Annotated in this window: 15 protein-coding genes; 6 read left to right on the top strand and 9 right to left on the bottom strand. The window is 70.1% G+C overall.

The genetic code is table 11. The features are described from left to right. Window positions 1-61 precede the first annotated feature (61 nt). Window positions 62-415 carry a hypothetical protein gene (locus P9K36_RS15135; protein ID WP_078947280.1) on the top strand — a complete coding sequence of 118 codons (354 nt, stop codon included), beginning with the start codon at window positions 62-64 and terminating at the stop codon, window positions 413-415. Window positions 416-457: 42 nt separating this feature from the next. Here the strand turns inward: P9K36_RS15135 and P9K36_RS15130 are convergent, their stop codons facing one another. The 4 genes from P9K36_RS15130 to P9K36_RS15115 all read right to left on the bottom strand — a co-directional run bounded on the left by P9K36_RS15130 (window position 458) and on the right by P9K36_RS15115 (window position 5,397). Next, complete coding sequence (locus P9K36_RS15130) at window positions 458-1,975, bottom strand: undecaprenyl-phosphate glucose phosphotransferase (RefSeq protein WP_043757853.1); 1,518 nt, start codon at window positions 1,973-1,975, stop codon at window positions 458-460. Window positions 1,976-2,119: 144 nt separating this feature from the next. Then, complete coding sequence (locus P9K36_RS15125) at window positions 2,120-3,319, bottom strand: glycosyltransferase family 4 protein (RefSeq protein WP_043757850.1); 1,200 nt, start codon at window positions 3,317-3,319, stop codon at window positions 2,120-2,122. A gap of 140 nt (window positions 3,320-3,459) precedes the next feature. Next, window positions 3,460-4,143, bottom strand: a complete 684-nt coding sequence (locus P9K36_RS15120; protein WP_278307253.1) for a hemolysin III family protein — start codon at window positions 4,141-4,143, stop codon at window positions 3,460-3,462. 150 nt (window positions 4,144-4,293) lie between these two features. Beyond that, entirely contained in the window at window positions 4,294-5,397 is a 1,104-nt protein-coding gene (locus tag P9K36_RS15115; protein ID WP_043757847.1) for a COX15/CtaA family protein, read from the bottom strand. A gap of 186 nt (window positions 5,398-5,583) precedes the next feature. Here P9K36_RS15115 and P9K36_RS15110 point away from each other — a divergent pair, with 186 nt between their 5' ends. Further along, on the top strand, window positions 5,584-5,790 hold the full coding sequence (locus P9K36_RS15110) for a DUF2842 domain-containing protein (RefSeq protein ID WP_043757845.1): 207 nt from the start codon (window positions 5,584-5,586) through the stop codon (window positions 5,788-5,790). Between the two features lie 69 nt (window positions 5,791-5,859). Further along, a complete protein-coding gene (locus P9K36_RS15105; RefSeq protein WP_043345929.1) occupies window positions 5,860-6,225 on the top strand; it encodes a hypothetical protein in 366 nt (121 codons plus the stop codon). A gap of 66 nt (window positions 6,226-6,291) precedes the next feature. On the opposite strand, the gene aat is transcribed toward P9K36_RS15105, so the two are convergent. The 4 genes from aat to P9K36_RS15085 all read right to left on the bottom strand — a co-directional run bounded on the left by aat (window position 6,292) and on the right by P9K36_RS15085 (window position 9,925). Then, window positions 6,292-6,975, bottom strand: a complete 684-nt coding sequence (gene aat / locus P9K36_RS15100; RefSeq protein WP_043757844.1) for a leucyl/phenylalanyl-tRNA--protein transferase — start codon at window positions 6,973-6,975, stop codon at window positions 6,292-6,294. Window positions 6,976-7,054: 79 nt separating this feature from the next. Next, window positions 7,055-8,407, bottom strand: a complete 1,353-nt coding sequence (accC, locus tag P9K36_RS15095; protein WP_043380714.1) for an acetyl-CoA carboxylase biotin carboxylase subunit — start codon at window positions 8,405-8,407, stop codon at window positions 7,055-7,057. 104 nt (window positions 8,408-8,511) lie between these two features. Next, window positions 8,512-8,985: an acetyl-CoA carboxylase biotin carboxyl carrier protein gene (accB, locus tag P9K36_RS15090; protein WP_043345938.1), complete on the bottom strand. Its 474-nt coding sequence runs from the start codon at window positions 8,983-8,985 to the stop codon at window positions 8,512-8,514. 157 nt (window positions 8,986-9,142) lie between these two features. Beyond that, window positions 9,143-9,925: a DsbA family protein gene (locus P9K36_RS15085; protein WP_043345940.1), complete on the bottom strand. Its 783-nt coding sequence runs from the start codon at window positions 9,923-9,925 to the stop codon at window positions 9,143-9,145. A gap of 210 nt (window positions 9,926-10,135) precedes the next feature. On the opposite strand from P9K36_RS15085, the gene P9K36_RS15080 reads away from it, so the two are divergent. Further along, window positions 10,136-11,290: an aminotransferase class I/II-fold pyridoxal phosphate-dependent enzyme gene (locus tag P9K36_RS15080; RefSeq protein WP_043757840.1), complete on the top strand. Its 1,155-nt coding sequence runs from the start codon at window positions 10,136-10,138 to the stop codon at window positions 11,288-11,290. Window positions 11,291-11,293: 3 nt separating this feature from the next. On the opposite strand, the gene P9K36_RS15075 is transcribed toward P9K36_RS15080, so the two are convergent. Beyond that, window positions 11,294-11,992 carry a phosphoglycolate phosphatase gene (locus tag P9K36_RS15075; protein WP_278307252.1) on the bottom strand — a complete coding sequence of 233 codons (699 nt, stop codon included), beginning with the start codon at window positions 11,990-11,992 and terminating at the stop codon, window positions 11,294-11,296. Between the two features lie 173 nt (window positions 11,993-12,165). Here P9K36_RS15075 and P9K36_RS15070 point away from each other — a divergent pair, with 173 nt between their 5' ends. Together P9K36_RS15070 and rpiA are read left to right on the top strand one after the other, a co-directional pair. Then, window positions 12,166-12,630 carry a hypothetical protein gene (locus P9K36_RS15070; protein WP_043380709.1) on the top strand — a complete coding sequence of 155 codons (465 nt, stop codon included), beginning with the start codon at window positions 12,166-12,168 and terminating at the stop codon, window positions 12,628-12,630. Window positions 12,631-12,760: 130 nt separating this feature from the next. Next, on the top strand, window positions 12,761-13,474 hold the full coding sequence (gene rpiA / locus P9K36_RS15065) for a ribose-5-phosphate isomerase RpiA (RefSeq protein WP_043757834.1): 714 nt from the start codon (window positions 12,761-12,763) through the stop codon (window positions 13,472-13,474). Window positions 13,475-13,477: the final 3 nt, after the last annotated feature.

Below are 13,477 nucleotides of genomic sequence, written 5' to 3'. Positions count from 1 at the left end.
ATCCGCTCAGGAGCGGGATGTCAGCGCCGGCCGCAATCCGACACCGTGGAGTTTCATCCTGATGATCATGCGTTTCGCCGTTGCAGCCCTGGCCCTGGCGGCCGCCACGCCGGCCCTGGCGACCCCGTGCGCCGACGAGGTCTCTACGCTGCAGAGGCGGCTCGACAGCGCCGGCGCCGTCGCAGTGACGGGCAAGACGCCGCCCGGCGGCCCAACCTCGTCCAACTCGCCCAAGGCGCTCGACACGCCTCCGAAGCTCACCGAGTCGGATGCCGCGGTGAAGCCCACGGCTGCGGGTGTCGAGGAGGCCAAGAAGCTCGTCGCGCAGGCGAGCCAGCAGGACAAGGCCGGGGACGCTCAGGGCTGCCGCGACACGATCATGAAGGCCAAGGAGAAGGCGGGCGCCCTGCCGTAGCGGCACCCGTGGCCGGCACCGTCCGGGTGCCGGCCCCTCCGCTCAGTAGGCGTTCTCGGTCTTGAACAGCGCGAAGGGCGTGGTGAGCAGGATCTGCAGGTCGAGCAGCACCGACCAGTTCTCAATGTAGTAGAGGTCGTGCTCGACGCGCCGCTGCAGCTTCTCGGACGTATCGGTCTCGCCGCGCCAACCGTTGACCTGGGCCCAGCCGGTAATGCCGGGCTTGACCTTGTGGCGGGCGAAGTACCCGTCGACCACCTGATCGTACAGCGTGTTGGCGGCCTTGGCCTGAAGGGCGTGCGGGCGTGGGCCGACGAGCGACAGGTCGCCCTTCAGCACGTTGAACAGCTGCGGCAACTCGTCGAGCGAGGTCTTGCGGATGAAGCGGCCGACCGGCGTCACGCGCGGATCGCCCCGCGTGACCATCCTGGCGGCGCCGGCGTCGCACTGATCCACGTACATCGAGCGGAACTTGTAGACCTCGATCAGCTCATTGTTGAAGCCGTGGCGCTTCTGCCGGAACAGGACCGGCCCGCGGGAGGTCAGGCGCACGGCGAGGGCGATCACCAGCATGAGCGGCGACAGCGCCAGAAGCATCATCAGACCGACGCACCGATCGAACACCGCCTTCACCACCACGTCCCAATCGGCGATCGGCCTGTCGAAGACGTCGAGCACCGGAACCGAGCCCAGATACGAGTAGCTGCGAGGACGCAGGCGCAGCTTGGCGGCGTGGGCCGAGAGCCGGATATCGATCGGCAGAACCCAGAGCTTGGCGAGCATCTGGAGGATGCGCGCCTCCGCGGTGATCGGGATCGTGAAGACGATCAGGTCGAGCCGGGCGTGCCGCGCATAGGCCACGAGGTCGTCGACATTGCCGAGCTTTGGATGCCCCGCCACCACGTCCGATGACCGATCGGCGTTGCGGTCGTCGAACACGCCGACAATGCGGATGCCGCTCTCGCTCTGTGTCTCCAGGGCGGCGATCAGGGCTTCCGCGGGCTGGCCGCCGCCCACGATGGCGGTGCGCCGGTCGAACCGACCGGCCCGGGTCTGGGCGTCGATGATCCGGAAGAGGACGAAGCGCCCGACCAGCAGCATCGCGAGTCCGGCGCCGAAGAAGGTTCCCAGCCAGAGGCGCGAGTAATGGTCGGCCACCTTGGCCAGCACGAGGCCGGTGGCGACCATCAGAAAGGTCAGCGACCACGCCACGATCAGCCGGATCGCCGTCCTGAAGAAGCTCCGGAAGGCGGCGATCCGATAGCCGCCGGACGCCTGAATCAGCGTCACGGTGGTCACGGCGATCATCCCGATGACGCCCGCATAGGTCAGACCGAACGGCACGCGACCGCGCAGCATCAGCACGTGCAGGAGCGTGCCGAGGCCGAAGATCAAGGCGCATTCCAGCGCGCGCACCAGCCCGGCCACGACGACGGGCGAGATCGCCGTGGGCCCGGGAACCGCAGCCTCGGCGAGGGGGACGCTGTCGCGAGCCGGCGCCGAAGAGGCCTCCATCGGCACGGCGGCGTCGAGAAGATCGCGAATATCGAACGCGCTCATCGATCGGCTCCCCCCGAGCCCTGCAGCCGCCACTTCGAACGGAGCTTGGCACGGGGCATTGATTGAAGACTTAAGGGCGAGGCTGTCGCCGCCTTTTCCACTGCGACGCACAAGCCCCGGCGCATCACGTCCCTGCGACCGAGCTCAGGCGGTCCGGGCTCCGGCGATCTCACCGGGGGCAGGCTTGCGGCTTTGCGCGCGGGCCTCGAAGGCCGCGGCGTAGCCGGAGATCACCTCGCTGCCCATGCGCTCCAGCGAGAAGCGCTGCCGGATCGATGCGCTGAGGCTCTGCGTCCGGGCGGCGAGCACATCGGGTGGGGCGTCGAGGACGCGCCGGATGCCGTCTGCGAGCGCGCCCGCATCCCCGGACGAGACCAGATCGGATGCGGCCGGACCGAAGATCTCCGGTATGCCGCCGACTCGGGTGGCGACCAGGGGCTGCGCCGCCGCCGCGGCTTCCAGCACGACGTAGGGCAGCGATTCCGCCAGCGACGGGACGACCAGGATCCGTCCGCGGGCGAGGACGGAGCGAATCGCCTGGGGCGGCTCGAATGCCACCGCGTCGGCGAGACCGAGGCGTGCCACGGTCTCGCGGAGGCTCTGGGCATCCGGGCCCGAGCCGACCATCAGCAGGCGCAGCGCCCGGCCCTCGGCGCGGAGCCGGACCAGGGCTTCGAGCAGATAGGGCAGACCCTTGGCCTCCCGCAGCTCGCCGACATAGAGCAGGTCGAAGGGCTCCGCGACGCGGTCCAGGGGCGCGAACTCGGCCTCGGCGATACCGTTGTGCACGATCCGCGTCACACGCTCGGGGCCGCCGACGAAGCGCCGGTGCCGGCCGGCGACGTACTCGCTTTCGAACAGGAACGCGTCGGTGCGGCGGGCCAGCATCGCCTCGGCCCCCATGTAGAGACGGTGGAGCCCAGTGCCCGGACGGTAATTGTAGCTGCCGCCATGCGGGGTGTACGCGCGGATCGCCGGTCCCGCCCCAGCAAGGCGTGCATACACACCGCCTTTGGCGCCGTGACCGTGAAGCACCTCCGCGCCGACCGCGGCAGCCCGTTGTGCGACGTTCCGGAGGCAGGACCAGTCCGACAGATGCGGATTGCGGCGCATGGGTATGCGGAGGAGGCCGAGATCCAGGATCGGCAGCAGATCCGCCAGGGCTCCCGCGGCGCGCTCGCCGCCGGTGGTGGCGTCGCAGACGATCCCGACCTGATGGCCCGCGGCGGCCTGCAGGCGGGCGAGATCCATTACGTGCCGGAACAGGCCGCCTACGGGCGCCCGGAACAAGTGAAGGATCCGGTAACGCTCAGCACTGCCAGAGGCGTTCGACTTCGGGACCACGGTTCAGCTCCCGGAAATATAAGTTCCCAGGTTATGATCCACCGGCGGTCGCGGGACACTTAAAGCAGGATCGGGGGGCTCGACCTTTCGGTCGGGACGGTAAGCGGAGTTTTACGTGCGAGGCCGCAACCGATCCTGCCCTAGGTCAGCGGTGCGCCGTTCAGGCTGGCCCAGATCGTCCCGTAATGGCAGGCCGCCGCGGCCAGGACGAAGCCGTGCCAGATCGCGTTCTGGAAGGGCAGGGTCCGCCAGATGTGGAAGATCACACCGATGGAGTAGAGCGCCCCGCCGATGCCCAACAGCCACAGAGCCGTGGGCTGGAGCGCTGCGATGACGGATTCGTACGCGAGCAGGCCGCTCCAGCCCAGCAGCAGGTAGAGGCCGATCGACAGCCGATCGAACCGGCCCGGCAAGAGGAGCTTCACCGCAATCCCGATCAGCGCCACCACCCAGATGATCGCCAGCAGCGCATAGGCTCGGATCCCCGACCCCACGAGGGCGACCAGCGGCGTGTAGGTGCCGGCGATCATCAGGTAGATCAGGGCGTGGTCGGCGCGGCGGAGCAGCCATTTGCGCGGACTCACGGGGTACAGGTTGTAGAGGGCAGAGACGCCGAGCATCAGGACCAGTGCCGCGGCGTAGACGACGACCGCCGCCCGCTCGCCGAGGCCGAGATGTGTGGTGACCGCCGTTGCCACCAGGGCTACCGCGCCGGCGAAACCGAGGAGAACGCCGAGGCCTTGGATCACGCCATCCGCCACGATCTCCCGCGGCGTGTAGTGCCAGGTCAGGGAGAGGGGTCGGCCATCTTCCGCGAGAGACATCTTGAAGCCTCCTGCAACGCTTGCAGCATAAAGCTTGAGAAGTCTAAGTCGTTCCCCGTGCAGATTGCTGATGCGGAGTTATCCCAAGGTTCCACTAAAAGCGGTAAAAGTCTCGTGCAGCGCAGCACGATGGCCGCACCGCACGATAGCCTAGATCCGGCCTCTCGCCAGCCCCTCGAACCCCAGGGGCGGCTCCGCGGCCGCCGGCATCACTACGCCGGATCCCCGGCTGATCCGGGCATGGACTGTCGCCATCGTCAGCACGGCCATAGCCAGCACCTGATGCGCGAGCGCCGCCCAGAGCGGAACGGCGAGGAGCAGCGTCGCGATTCCCAGCGCCATCTGGGCGAGAACGAGGATCACGACACCGTTGGCGCGGCCGGCCGCGTTCGCCGGCCCGGTGAGGCGGGCGTCGATGGCGTGAAGGATCGCCACGACCAGGACCAGATAGGCCGTCACCCGATGGTCGAACTGAACCAGGGCGTGGTTGTCGACGAAGTTCTCGATCCAGGGCCGGATCGCGAACAGGCTGTCCAGCGGCGGCACGAAAGCGCCGTCCATGGTGGGCCAGGTATTGAAGACGAGGCCGGCATGGGAGCCGGCGACAAGCCCTCCGAGGAAGATCTGCACCAGCACCAGGATCGGGAGCACCACCGCGGTCGCCTGCAGGCGTGCCGGGACCGGCGCCAGGACGCCGCGGCGCTCGCCCGCCGCCAGCCAGACGAGGCCGGCCAGGATCAGGCTGGCGGTGGTGAGGTGCAGGGCGAGCTTGAGCGGGGCCACCGCGGTCATGCCGGGCTGGAGGCCCGAAGCGACCATGATCCAGCCGATGGCGCCCTGAAGGCCGCCGAGCACGCCGAGGCCGAGCAGCCCGAATCCGAGACGCCGGCTGATCCGGCCCTGCCACCAGAACACGATCAGCGGCAGGAAGAACACGAGGCCGATGAGCCGGCCGAGGACGCGATGGCCCCATTCCCAGCCATACAGGACCTTGAACGCGGACAACCCCATCCCCTGGTTGAGGATGTTGTATTGCGGCGTGTCCTTGTACTTGGCGAATTCGGCGGCCCAGTCGGCCTCGGTGAGGGGGGGGATCGCCCCGGTGACGGGGCGCCACTCGGTGATCGACAGGCCGGACCCGGTCAGACGCGTCGCGCCGCCGACCGCCACCATGGCGACGACCATGGCCGCGACCACGTAGAGCCAGGTTCGCACCGCCCCCGACCGCCGGTCGCCCGCGCCACTCATGTCCATGCCCGTCCCTTCCGCGGATGCCGGGATGCCCCGGCCGCCGCCTTCGGGTTAGGGGATGTCCGACCGCCCAGCAACGGCGCCGGCGCCGCAGCCCGCGTCAGCGGGCGCGTTGCCAACCGGACCACAGGACGGTAGCCGTCCCCGGTCGGCGCCGGGAGCGCCGGCCGCGAGGCCACGGACACAGCAATGCGCCGCCGCACCCGAACCCTGATCGGCACCCTCGTGATCCTCGCCTTCGTCTGCCTCTACGGCCCGCTGGCGATGGCCCTGGCCGACAGCCGCATCGCGGAGACGCCCGCGCCGGTGCAGGCGGTGATCTACTCGATTCTCGGCATCGCCTGGATCTTCCCGCTGATGCCGCTGATCCGGTGGATGGAGCAGCCCGATCGCTGACGCCGATCCCTCGATTTTGCCGCACTCGGGGATCACAAGCCTGCCCGTTCCCGCTCGAGATCCCGCTCCGTGCACCGCCCGTCCCTATGCCTTACGCCTCTGGCTGCCCTCGTCGTGATGCTGGCGCCCTTGCCGGCCCTGGCTCAGGGGACCCCGCGCTCCATCGGTGAATGCGAGCGCCTGAAGAACGACCTCGCCTACAATCAGTGCCTCGCGATGTTCGGCCCCGCGGCCAAGAACGTCGCCGGCGGCTACGCCTCGGCCGACACCGCTGTGGCCACGGCTGCCACCCCGGCGGCCGCCATGGCAGAGCCGATCCCGCAGGTGGAGGAGACGGCCGAGGCCAGCACCAGCCGCCGCCGGCGCTACCGGTCCGCGCGCGGCCGGCAATACGCCTCGTTCTCGACCGGCTACCGGCACCGGCGCCGGCGCTGACGCCGGCCTCCGGATCGTCCGCTCCGACGCCTGGCATCTCGACCGGGATCCTCTGGGATCTCGACTTTAAGGCAGGTCCGGAGATTCCAGAGCCTCGAGGACCCGCGCGCCCGGCATCGAGCCGTCGCCGGGCCAGACATTCCAGTCGGCGACCTGATCGAGGGCTTCGGCGAGCCGCCGCTTGTAGACGTGCCGCGGCACCTCCTCGGCGCCGAACTGGGTGAGATGGTCGGTGACGAACTGGGTATCGGCGAGCCGGTAGTGCCCGGCGCGGAGGCGGGCCATCAGGTGGACGAGGGCGACCTTCGAGGCGTCGCGCACCTCGTGGAACATGCTCTCCCCGAAGAAGGCCGCCCCCAACGAGACACCGTACAGGCCGCCGACGAGCCGCCCGTCCGCGCCCGCATAGACCTCGACCGTGTGGACATGGCCGAGATCGAACAGGGCGCCGTAGAGTTCGCGGATCCGTGCGTTGATCCAGGTGCGCTCGCTGTCCCGGCGCGGCGCGGCGCAACCGTCGATCACAGCTTCGAAGTCGGTGTCGCAGCGGACCACGAACTGGTCGGACCGCACCGTCCGGGCGAGGCGCCGGGGGACGCGGAACGCGTCGAGGGGCAACACGCCCCGCGCCTTGGGCTCGACCCAGTAGAGCGTCGGGTCGTCGGCGTCCTCCGCCATCGGGAAGATTCCCGCCGCGTAGGCCTTCAGCAGGATCTCGGGGGTGATGTCCACGCGGGCGGAATCGTGCATGCCGTGAGTGTCGCGCGCGGCCGGCGCGAAGACCAGATCCCGCGCGTGGAGCGGTCGCCGCAGCCCCGCCCCGGTCCGGTCAGGCTTTCATGCCGCCGTCTTCCAAGAAATGCTCCAGCCAATGGATGTCGTAAAGGCCGTTCTGCACGTCCGGGTTGCGGACCAGCGTCCGGAACAGCGGCAGCGTCGTGTCGATGCCGTCGATCACGAACTCGTCCAGCGCCCGGCGCAGGCGCATCAGGCACTCGTTGCGGGTCCGGCCATGGACGATCAGCTTGCCGATCAGCGAATCGTAGTTCGGCGGGATCCGGTAGCCCTGGAACGCCGCCGAATCGACCCGGACCCCGAGGCCGCCCGGCGTGTGATAATGGGTGATCTCGCCCGGCGAAGGCCGGAAGGTCTCCGGGTGCTCGGCATTGATCCGACACTCGATGGCGTGGCCCTCGACCTTGATGTCCGCCTGGCTGACCGAGAGCGCCCCCCCCGAGGCGACCTGGATCTGCTCGATGACGAGGTCGATTCCGGTGATCATCTCGGTCACCGGATGCTCGACCTGGATGCGGGTGTTCATCTCGATGAAGTAGAACCGGCCGTCCTCGTACAGGAACTCGACGGTCCCGGCGCCGAGATAGCCGAGTTCCTTCATGGCGTTGGCGCAGATGCCGCCGATCTCGGCGCGCATCGATTCGTTGAGCGCCGGCGAGCCGCCTTCCTCCCACACCTTCTGGTGACGGCGCTGGAGCGAGCAGTCGCGCTCGGCGAGGTGGACGGCGCCGCCGCGCCCGTCACCCAGCACCTGCACCTCGATGTGGCGGGGCTTCTCCAGATATTTCTCGAGATAGACCGCGTCGTCGCCGAAGGCGGCCTTGGCCTCGGACCGGGCCATGCCGATCGCCTGCTCAAGCTCGGCCTCGGTGCGCGCGACCTTCATGCCGCGGCCGCCGCCGCCGGCCGCCGCCTTGACGAGGACCGGGTAGCCGATCTCCGCTGCGACGCGCTTGGCCTCATGGGGATCCTCGACCCCGCCCTCCGAGCCCGGCACGCAGGGGATTCCGAGTTTCAGCGCCGTGCGCTTCGCCTCGATCTTGTCGCCCATGGTGCGGATGTGCTGCGCCTTGGGGCCGATGAAACCGATCTGGTGATGGGCCAGCACCTCGGCGAAGCGGGCATTCTCCGAGAGGAAGCCGTAGCCGGGATGCACGGCATCCGCTCCGGTGATCTCGCAGGCCGCGATGATCGACGGAATGTTGAGGTAGCTGTCGCGGGCGGCGGGCGGCCCGATGCAGACGCTCTCGTCGGCCAGCCGCACATGCATGGCATCCGCGTCGGCGGTGGAGTGGACCGCCACGGTGGCGATCCCGAGTTCCTTCGCCGCCCGCAGAATGCGCAGGGCGATCTCGCCGCGGTTCGCGATCAGGATCTTGTCGAACATCGGACCCGTTAGGGCGTCCTGGCGATCCCGGACCGCGCAGGATGCTCTATCCTCTTGAGTTGCGGCATCGTCCGGGACGGAGCGGCGAGCGCCCGGCGGACGTCCTAAGTGATGACGAGCAGGGCCTCGCCGAACTCGACCGGCTGACCGTCCTCGACGAAGATCGCGCTGATCGTGCCGGCGCGGGGCGCCACGATCTCGTTGAAGGTCTTCATCGCCTCGATGAGCAGAAGCTTGTCGCCGACCTCGACCTTCGAGCCCACATCCACGAAGGCCTTGGCGTCGGGCGAGGGCCGGAGATAGGCGGTCCCGACCATCGGCGAGGGCACGGTGCCGGGCTGCGCGCGGGCCGGCTCGGCCGGGGCGAGGGGGGACGGCGCCGCGGCCGCCGCCGGGGGCGGGGCCACGGCCGCGAGGGGCGCGGGCGCCGCCACCTGAACATTCACGGGTTCGAGCCGCCGCGCGACACGGATGCGCAGGTCGCCCTTCTCGACCTCGATCTCGGACAGGCCGGTCTCGGTGACGAGGTTGGCGAGCTCGCGCACGAGTTCGGGATCGATGGCGTCGTTCTTTGGCATCCGGCCTACTTCGTCTCGCGGCACGTCGGTGCGTCCATCCGGGCTCGGCCCTGGACCTCCACCGCGGCCCTGCGGCTGGCGGCTCTTAGACGAAGGCGCCCCGGCGCGACAAGGCTGCGCGGAACGCCTTCGGGGTCCGTCGGGTCGATCCGTCAGCTCAGCAGGAGGCGTGGCCGCACTGGCGCACGTCGGCGATGGTCTTGCGGATCGGCTCGACGCCGACCGCGCCGGGAATCACCTCGTCGCCGATGATGAAGGCCGGCGTGCCCGAAAGGCCCAGACGGTCGCCGAGACCGCGGTTCTCGCTGAGCGCGGCCTTCACCTCGGGTGAGGCCATGTCCTTCTGGAGCTTGGTCGTGTCGGCGCCGAGGTCCTTGGCGACCTGGATCGCCCGGGCGCCGTTCACCCGGCCCTTGGTCTCCAGGAGCTTCTGGTGGAACTCCCACAGCTTGTCGCCCTTGAGCTGCTGGCGCACCGCGATGGCCACCTGGCTCGCCTCGAGGGATTCCGGGCCGAGCACCGGGAAGTCCTTGATCACCACCCGCAGCTTCGGATCGGACTTGATCAGCGTCTGGACGTCCGCCAGCGCCTTGCGGCAGTAGCCGCAATTGTAATCGAAGAACTCGACCAGCGTGACGTCGCCCGACGGGTTGCCGGCGACGACATCGTGGGGCCCGTTGAGCAGCGCCTCGCGCGACTCCTTCAAGGCGGCGGCCTGGGCGAGACGCTGCGTCTCGGCCTGCTGCTTCTCAGCCTCGGCAAGGGCCTCCTGAAGCACTTCGGGATGCTTGATCAGGTAGTCCTTGACGATCGCCTCGATGCCAGCGCGCTGCGCGTCCGTGAAGGGCGCGGCGGGGGGCGTCGCGGTCTGCGCGAGGGCGGGGACGGCGACGAGGCCGAGCGCCAGGACCAGCGCGGGCAGGGGGCGGATGAAAGGCATGGATCCTCGCTTGCGCGGCAGGCCGGCCCGCGCGTGGCGCGAGCGGTAGGGGCTGGGTTAGGCGTTTTCGCGGCGTCCGGTCAAATCCTGCCCGTGCCGATCGAATCGGTCGCGGCTGCCGGTCCGGCATCCGGTTGAGGCGCGGGCCGCGAGGGTCTACCCCCGGCGCGCCGGCAGCGCGGCGCAGACGACTTTGCAGCGAGGGATGCCATGACCCCGATCTCCCGGCGGGCCGCCGCAGTCCAGCCGTTCCTCGCGATGGATGTCATGGCCGCCGCCGCCGCCAAGGCGCGGGCTGGCGTCGACGTGGTGCGGATGGAGGTGGGCCAGCCCTCCGCCCCCGCGCCCGGCCCGGTGATCGCGGCCGCGCAGGCGGCGCTCGCCACCGGCCGCATCCCCTACACGGAGGCCCTCGGCCTGCCTGCCCTGCGGGCCCGCATCGCCCGGAGCTATGCCGAGCGGCACGGCGTCGCGGTGAGCCCGGAGCGGGTGGTGATCACGACCGGATCCTCGGCCGGCTTCGTCCTCGCCTTCATGAGCCTGTTCGATTCCGGCGACCGGGTCGCCGTGCCGCAGCCCGGATACCCGGCCTATCGCAGCATCCTGACGGCCCTCGACCTCGTTCCGGCGCCGATGGTGCTGCGCGCCGAGGACCGCTTCGCCCCGACCGCCGCCCTGCTCCGCGAGACCCATGCCCGCGCGCCGGTCGCCGGGGCGCTGGTGATGAGCCCGGCCAATCCCTCCGGCACGGTGATCACGGAGGCCGCCCTGCAGGATCTCTGCGCGGCAACGCGCAACCTCGGCCTGCCGCTGATCTCCGACGAGATCTATCACGGCCTCAGCTACGGCCTGCCCACGGTCACGGCCCTGCGCTTCGACCCCGACGCGGTCGTCATCAACTCCTTCTCGAAATACCATTGCATGACCGGCTGGCGCGTCGGCTGGATGGTCGTGCCGGAGGCGCTGGTCCGCCCGATCGAGCGGCTGGCGCAGAACCTCTACATCTCGGCGCCCTACCTCTCGCAGGTCGGTGCGCTGGCGGCCTTCGACGCCACGGAGGACCTGGACGCCGTGCGCGACGGCTACGCGCGCAACCGCGCGATCCTGCTGGACGCGCTCCCGGCCCTCGGCCTCGGCCGCGTGCATCCCGCCGACGGCGCCTTCTACCTCTACGCCGACGTCTCGAACCTCACCGACGACGCCTCGGATTTCTGCCGGCGGATGCTGGACGAGGCCGATGTCGCGGCGACGCCGGGTCTCGATTTCGACCCGGATCTCGGCCACCACCACGTCCGGTTCTCGTTCGCGGGCTCGGAGGCCGAGTGCCGCGAAGCGGTGTCGCGGCTGAAGACCTGGCTGCGCTGAGGATCAGGCGAGTGCGGCCGGTACGAGGGCGTCCACCGCCTCGACAAGCTGCGAGAAGTGCTCGATCACCCGATCGGGCCCGAGTTCGGAAACTGGGCGATCAGTATAGCCGAAGGTGACCGCCACCACCGGGATGCCGGCGGCCTTGGCGGTGTCGATGTCGGTCCGGGAATCGCCGACCATCACGGCGCGCGCCGGATCGCCACCGGCGCGTGCGATCGTGCCGGTGAGGTGGCGCGGATCGGGCTTGGCTTGCGGGAAGGTGTCGCGGCCGCAGATCGCCGCGAAGCGGTGACCGATGCCCAGGAGGCGCAGCAGCTCCACCGATTGCCCCTCGAACTTGTTGGTGCAGACAGCCAGCATGAATCCCGCCGCCTCGAGAGAATCGAGGGCCTCGACCACGCCGGGGAAAAGGTAGGTCGTGTCGGCAAGGTGGTCCCCGTAATGGTCGATGAAGGCATCGAACAGCCGGTCGTGGTCTTCCGGCGAGAGCGGCCGACCCTCGGCCTCGAAGCCGCGCCGGATCAGCGCCCGGGCGCCGGCCCCGATCAGCCCACGCGCCTGGGAAAGGGGCAGCTCCGACAACCCCTCGCGCGCCATCAGGACGTTGAGCGTGCCGATCAGGTCGCCCGCGGTCTCCGCGAGGGTCCCATCCAGGTCGAACACGGCGATCGGGGGCGGGGTCGTCGGTTCGGTGGGCATGCCTAAGGGGCTCCGTGCTGGCCGGGATCTCGAAACGGCGTCGCTATCGGGGCCGGCGATGCGGGGCAAGCCGGCGGAGGGGACGCGGCAGATGCACCGATCGTCTCACCCAGCGCCCCAGACTCGCCTGAAAGCGCGGCGAAACGCAGCGCGTACCAGCCCCGGGATCCGCGATGAAACCGTCTCTGCCCCTTCTGGCCGCCTGCGCCGTGCTCCAAACCCTGCCGGCGGCCGCGACCTCCTTCGAGTTCGTGCCCGCGCCACAGACCGACCTGAACCGGATGTACCGGGTCGACAAGGTGACCGGAGAGGTCACCTCCTGCCAGTACGGGCTTCAGGAATCGGCGGGGGGAATCGGCCAGACGGTCTGCTTCGGGCCGGGCGAGGGTGCCGGGCCCCAGACCCCGTCGGAATACGGGCTGGTGGCGAGCCGCCACACCCGCGAAGCCGGGGTCTTCCGGGTGAATTACCGGACCGGCGAGATGAGCATCTGCTTCGTGCTGGTTAAGAAGGAGCAGGTCGTCTGCACCCAGCAGGGCAAGCCCGGGGTCGAGAGCGCGTCCGATGCGCCGCTGACCGGACCCGCGCCCGGTCGGGCCGGGGCCAGCGCCACGCCGACACAGGGTGGGCGGCCGTGATGCCGCCTTGCCGGCGCGGGCGTTCCGGTCGGCCCGGTCCCGTGCTACGGGCCGACCGAATCTCACGGAGAGACCGGCTGCCCATGACGCGCGATTCCTCGCCCAACCTCGCCGATCGGGCGGTGTCCCGGTGAGCGGGCCGGATCTGCGCCGGGCTGCGGCCGCCCGCGCCCTGGACCTCATCGAGCCGGGCATGCGGCTCGGCCTCGGGACGGGATCCACGGCGGCGGCCTTCGTGGCGCTCCTTGGCGAGCGGGTCGGCGCCGGACTCGACATCCTCGGGGTCCCGACATCCGAGGCGACCCGGGCCCAGGCGGAGAGCCTCGGCATCCGCCTCGCGACCCTCGACGAGCAGCCGGAACTCGACCTGACCATCGACGGCGCCGACGAGGTCGACGACCAGCTGCGCCTGATCAAGGGCGGCGGCGCGGCCCTGCTGCGGGAGAAGATCGTCGCCTGCGCGAGCCGCCGCATGGTGGTGATCGCCGACGCGGCCAAGCACGTGGCGCGGCTGGGCGCCTTCCCGCTTCCGATCGAGGTCAATCCCTTCGGCCTCAAGGCCACGCACCGGGCCGTCGAGGCGGCGGTCGCGGCGGCCGGCTGCTCCGGTGCGGTCCGGCTGCGCGGCCGGCCCGATGGCAAGCCCCTGGTCACCGACGGCGGCCATTACATCCTCGACGCGCATCTCGGTGCGATTCCCGATCCCGAGGCTCTCGGCGCCGCGCTGTGGGCCGTGCCGGGCGTGGTCGAGCATGGCCTGTTCCTCGGCATCGCCGACGCCGCGATCCTGGCGGCGGCGCGGGACGGGCAGGCCGAGGTCACCGTTCTCGGCAGCCTCGCCTGAGGC

The organism is Methylobacterium sp. 391_Methyba4 (assembly GCF_029691625.1).
Lineage (GTDB): Bacteria > Pseudomonadota > Alphaproteobacteria > Rhizobiales > Beijerinckiaceae > Methylobacterium > Methylobacterium fujisawaense.
Note: the sequence above shows the minus strand (reverse complement) of the source record. Positions and strands in the feature narration are given on the sequence as shown.

What these genes read in the sequence shown, in the direction of transcription:
- accB (WP_043345938.1), bottom strand. Translation starts at nt 8,985, where the DNA reads ATGCCAAAGAACGACGCCATCGATCCCGAACTCGTGCGCGAGCTCGCC.
- aat (WP_043757844.1), bottom strand. Translation starts at nt 6,975, where the DNA reads ATGCACGATTCCGCCCGCGTGGACATCACCCCCGAGATCCTGCTGAAG.
- P9K36_RS15135 (WP_078947280.1), top strand. Translation starts at nt 62, where the DNA reads ATGATCATGCGTTTCGCCGTTGCAGCCCTGGCCCTGGCGGCCGCCACG.
- P9K36_RS15075 (WP_278307252.1), bottom strand. Translation starts at nt 11,992, where the DNA reads ATGCCCACCGAACCGACGACCCCGCCCCCGATCGCCGTGTTCGACCTG.
- P9K36_RS15080 (WP_043757840.1), top strand. Translation starts at nt 10,136, where the DNA reads ATGACCCCGATCTCCCGGCGGGCCGCCGCAGTCCAGCCGTTCCTCGCG.
- P9K36_RS15085 (WP_043345940.1), bottom strand. Translation starts at nt 9,925, where the DNA reads ATGCCTTTCATCCGCCCCCTGCCCGCGCTGGTCCTGGCGCTCGGCCTC.
- P9K36_RS15115 (WP_043757847.1), bottom strand. Translation starts at nt 5,397, where the DNA reads ATGGACATGAGTGGCGCGGGCGACCGGCGGTCGGGGGCGGTGCGAACC.
- P9K36_RS15120 (WP_278307253.1), bottom strand. Translation starts at nt 4,143, where the DNA reads ATGTCTCTCGCGGAAGATGGCCGACCCCTCTCCCTGACCTGGCACTAC.
- P9K36_RS15110 (WP_043757845.1), top strand. Translation starts at nt 5,584, where the DNA reads ATGCGCCGCCGCACCCGAACCCTGATCGGCACCCTCGTGATCCTCGCC.
- P9K36_RS15130 (WP_043757853.1), bottom strand. Translation starts at nt 1,975, where the DNA reads ATGAGCGCGTTCGATATTCGCGATCTTCTCGACGCCGCCGTGCCGATG.
- P9K36_RS15070 (WP_043380709.1), top strand. Translation starts at nt 12,166, where the DNA reads ATGAAACCGTCTCTGCCCCTTCTGGCCGCCTGCGCCGTGCTCCAAACC.
- accC (WP_043380714.1), bottom strand. Translation starts at nt 8,407, where the DNA reads ATGTTCGACAAGATCCTGATCGCGAACCGCGGCGAGATCGCCCTGCGC.